Here is a 4397-nt window from a genome sequence, read left to right as displayed (position 1 = left end):
GCTCGGCGTCGATGAACGCCGCGATACCACCGGCCGCCTGCGCGTTCGCCACCGCGTGCAGGGCGACGGTCGTCTTCCCGGACGACTCCGGGCCGTAGATCTCAATGATGCGCCCCCGCGGCAGCCCGCCGATGCCGAGCGCGACATCCAGAGCAATCGAACCGGTGGGAATGGCCTGGACCGGCGGCCTGGTGTCGTCCCCCAACCGCATGACCGATCCCTTGCCGAACTGCTTGTCGATCTGCGCCAAGGCATTATCCAACGCCTTCTCACGGTCGAGTCCTGCCATTGGAGTTACTCCATGCTGAGGTCGTCGAGTCTTGGCCACGAGGATGACGTTAGGCCGTGGGTCCGACAGTTTCGAGAGTCGAGGATGATCTGTGGACAAGTAGCCGCACGGGACGACTCTAGACGAACATGCGTTCGATGACCCGACGACACGCCGGACGCTGGCTCAGCGCTCCCGCGCCGGCACGTCGAACTCCTCGCACACGGCCCGCCAGACGGTCTTGGCATCGTCACCACGGGCCAAGGCCACCTCGACCGTCGCGCCACCGAGACCGGGCAGCACATGATCACGCGCAAACGACTCCGCGTACGCGGAACCGAACCGTGTGTTCATCTTCGCCCAGAACTCGGTCAACCGCACTTCGCCAGTGTGCACCGTCCGGACGGGACGGGACCACCCAAGGGGGTCCTGGTCGGGGATCCCCACCGGGGGTCCCCGGTGGGGATCCCCGGTGGCGGAAGCACGGTCGCGGGAAGCACGACCGGGTCGAGGCCGGGCCCCACGGCGGGCCCGGCATGAACCACACCGGCGGAAGGTTGTCGGTCCCTCGACGCAGACTGGTCAACGTGCCCAGCTTCGCTTCCCCCGATCCACCGGATCCGCTCACGGCGTTCTCCGCCCCGACCCGGAGCTGGTTCGGCGCGGCCTTCACCGCCGCGACCCCCGCCCAGCGGGGCGCGTGGGAGGCGATTCGCACCGGCGGCAACGCGCTGGTCGTCGCACCCACGGGTTCGGGGAAGACGCTGGCCGCCTTCCTGTGGTCGCTGGACACCCTGGCCCGCTCGGCGCCGCCGGCCGAGCCCACCCGGCGCTGCCGGGTGCTGTACGTCAGCCCACTCAAGGCGCTGGCCGTCGACGTCGAGCGGAACCTGCGGGCACCGCTCGCGGGGATACGCTCCGCCGCGCAACGGCTCGGTCTGCCCCAGCCGGACGTGACCGTGGGTCTGCGGTCGGGCGACACCCCCGCCGCCGAACGACGCGGTTTCGGCACCCGGCCCCCCGACGTCCTGATCACCACCCCGGAGTCGCTCTTCCTCATCCTCACCAGTGCCGCGCGGGAGTCGCTGCGCGGCGTCCGGACAGTGATCGTCGACGAGGTCCACGCGGTGGCGGGCACCAAGCGCGGCGCCCACCTCACGCTGAGCCTGGAGCGTCTGGACGCTCTGCTGGACACCCCGGCCCAGCGGATCGGCCTGTCCGCCACGGTGCGGCCGGTCGAGGAGGTCGCCCGGTTCCTGGGCGGAACGGCCCCGGTGGCGGTAGTCCGCCCGCCCGCGGCCAAGACCCTCCAGATCGACGTCGTGGTGCCGGTCGAGGACATGACCCAGCTCGGCGGACAGCTCCTCGACGGGTCCCCGGACGGCTCGGCGGCCTCCGCCCCGCACCGAGCGTCGATCTGGCCGGCGGTCGAGCAGCGTGTCCTCGACTTGGTGTTGGCTCATTCCGCCAGCATCGTCTTCGCCAACTCGCGCCGGCTCGCGGAGCGGCTCTGCGCCCGGCTGAACGAGCTGTATGCCGAGCGGCTCGCCGCGGCCACCGCCGCGGACGAATCCGTGGCCGGGGACGGGCCGGGGGAAGCCGGCCGGACGTCCCCCGCGGCGTTGATGGGCGCCTCGGGCCAAGGCGGCGGCACGGCGGGCTGGCCGGAGATCGCGCGGGCCCACCACGGCAGCGTGAGCCGCGAGCAACGGGCCGGAATCGAGGAGGATCTCAAGGCTGGCCGGCTGCCCGCGGTCGTCGCGACCTCCAGCCTGGAACTCGGCATCGACATGGGAGCCGTCGACCTGGTCGTGCAGATCGGGTCCCCGCCGAGTGTCGCCGCCGGGATGCAGCGCACCGGCCGCGCGGGCCACCAGGTCGGCGCCGCCAGTCGCGGCGTCATCATCCCGAAGCATCGCAGCGACCTGCTCGAATGTGCCGTGGTCGCCGAGCGGATGCGCTCGGGGGCGATCGAGCGGCTGCGGTACCCGCGCAACCCCCTCGACGTGCTGGCGCAGCAGATCGTGGCAATGACGGCGATGGAGGACTGGCACGTTGACGAGCTCGGCGCGCTGGTCCGGCGCACCGCGACGTTCGCGACGCTGCCGACCTCCGCCTTCGAGGCGGTCCTGGACATGCTCGCCGGCCGCTACCCCTCCGGCACGTTCGCCGAGCTGCGCCCCCGCATCACCTGGGACCGCGTCACCGGGATCCTCACCGCCCGCCCGGGCGCCCAGCGGCTCGCCGTGACCAGCGGAGGCACCATTCCCGACCGGGGCATGTTCGGCGTCTTCCTCGTCGGGGAGCGCTCCAGCCGGGTCGGGGAACTCGACGAGGAGATGGTCTACGAGTCGCGGGTCGGCGACGTGGTGCTCCTCGGCTCATCCAGCTGGCGCATCGAGGAGATCACCGCCGACCGGGTCCTGGTGACGCCGGCTCCGGGACGGCCCGGCCGGCTCCCCTTCTGGCATGGCGACGCCCCAGGCCGACCCGCCGAACTCGGCCGCGCGCTCGGCGCGTTCCTGCGCGAGATCACCAGGTTGCCAGCGCAGGCGGCGGCCGACCGCGTCCGGGCCGCCGGCCTCGACGATCGGGCCACCGCCAACCTGCTGCGCTACCTCGCCGAGCAGAAGGCGGCCGTCGGCCGTCTCGGTGACGATCGGACGATCGTCGTGGAGCGTTTCCGGGACGAGATAGGCGACTGGCGCCTAGCGGTGCACTCCCCGTTCGGTGCTCCGGTGAACGCGCCCTGGGCGCTCGCCCTGGGCGCCCGGCTGCGCGAGCGGTACGGGGTCGACGTCCAGATCATGCACACCGACGACGGCATCGTCGCCCGGATCCCGGATGCCGCCGAGCCGCCCGGCGCCGATCTCGCGCTGTTCGAGCCGGACGAGATCGACGCGATCGTACGGGCGGAGATCGGGAGCAGCGCCCTGTTCGCCAGCCGGTTCCGCGAGTGTGCCGGGCGGGCCCTGCTGCTGCCCCGCCGGACCCCGGGGCGGCGGACCCCGCTGTGGCAGCAGCGCCAGCGCAGCGCAGCGCTGCTGTCCGTCGCAGCGACGTTCGCCAGCTTCCCCGTCGTGCTGGAGACCATGCGAGAGTGCCTGCAGGACGTGTTCGACGTTCCGGCGCTCGCGGAGCTGATGCGCGAGGTGTCGGCCCGCACGCTGCGGGTGGTGGAGGTGGAGACGCCGTCCCCGTCTCCGTTCGCCTCCGCCCTGCTGTTCGGCTACGTCGCCGCCTTCATGTACGACGGGGACGTACCGCTGGCCGAACGCCGGGCGCAGGTGCTGTCGCTGGACAGCTCCTTGCTGGCCGAGCTCCTCGGCGAGGCGGACCTGCGGGAGCTGATCGATCCAGCGGCGCTCACGCAGGTCGCCGCCCAGCTCACACGGCTCGCCCCGGACCGCCACGCCCGCGATGTCGAGGGAGTGGCCGACCTGCTGCGAATGCTCGGTGACCTCACGACCGAGGAGGCGGTCGCCCGGGGTGCCACCCCGGGCTGGCTCGCCGAGCTCGAACAGACCCGCCGGGCCCTGCGGGTCCGTATCGCCGGCGAGGAGCGGTGGGTCGCGATCAAGGACGCCGGCCGGCTGCGCGATGCCCTGGGCGTACCGCTACCGGTGGGAGTTCCCGACGCCTTCACCGAACCGGTGCGTGACCCTCTCGGAGACCTGATCTCCCGCTATGCCCGTACCCATGGACCGTTCGACACCGAGGAACCGGCCGCCCGGCTGGGGCTGGGCACGGCGGTGGTCGCCGGTGTCCTAGACGGGCTGGTCCGCAGCGGCCGCCTCGTCCGCGGTGAGCTGCATCCCGACCGCGGCGGTGAGCAGTGGTGCGACGCGGGCGTGCTGCGGGCGCTGCGACGACGCAGCCTGGCCGCCCTGCGCAAGGAGGTCGAGGCGGTGCCGCCCCGGGCCCTCGGTGCCTTCCTGCCGGCCTGGCAGTCGGTCACCAGCGGACGTGGCCGGGGGGTGGACGGTGTGCTGCGCGCCGTCGAGCAGCTGCAGGGCGCGCTGATCCCGGCAAGCGCGTGGGAACAGCTCGTTCTCCCGGCCCGCGTCGCCGACTACTCACCGACGATGCTCGACGAGCTGTGCTCCGCCGGCGAGGTGCACTGGGCTGG

General features: G+C 72.6%; 2 protein-coding genes and 1 pseudogene. 1 reads left to right on the top strand and 2 read right to left on the bottom strand.

Going from position 1 to position 4397, the window contains the following annotated elements:
• Together AC08ON_RS01775 and AC08ON_RS01770 are read right to left on the bottom strand one after the other, a co-directional pair.
• Positions 1 to 289: pseudogene (locus tag AC08ON_RS01775) on the bottom strand (recombinase RecA); the annotation flags it as partial.
• 165 nt (positions 290 to 454) lie between these two features.
• Positions 455 to 649 carry a DUF3046 domain-containing protein gene (locus tag AC08ON_RS01770; RefSeq protein ID WP_011437904.1) on the bottom strand — a complete coding sequence of 65 codons (195 nt, stop codon included), beginning with the start codon at positions 647 to 649 and terminating at the stop codon, positions 455 to 457.
• Between the two features lie 155 nt (positions 650 to 804).
• Between AC08ON_RS01770 and AC08ON_RS01765 the strand changes: the two genes are divergently transcribed.
• On the top strand, positions 805 to 4397 hold a 3593-nt coding region (locus tag AC08ON_RS01765; RefSeq protein ID WP_476616337.1), incomplete at its 3' end, for a DEAD/DEAH box helicase.

This window comes from Frankia sp. CoWAU3 (assembly GCF_977971855.1).
This window is presented reverse-complemented; position numbering and strand designations above follow the sequence as displayed.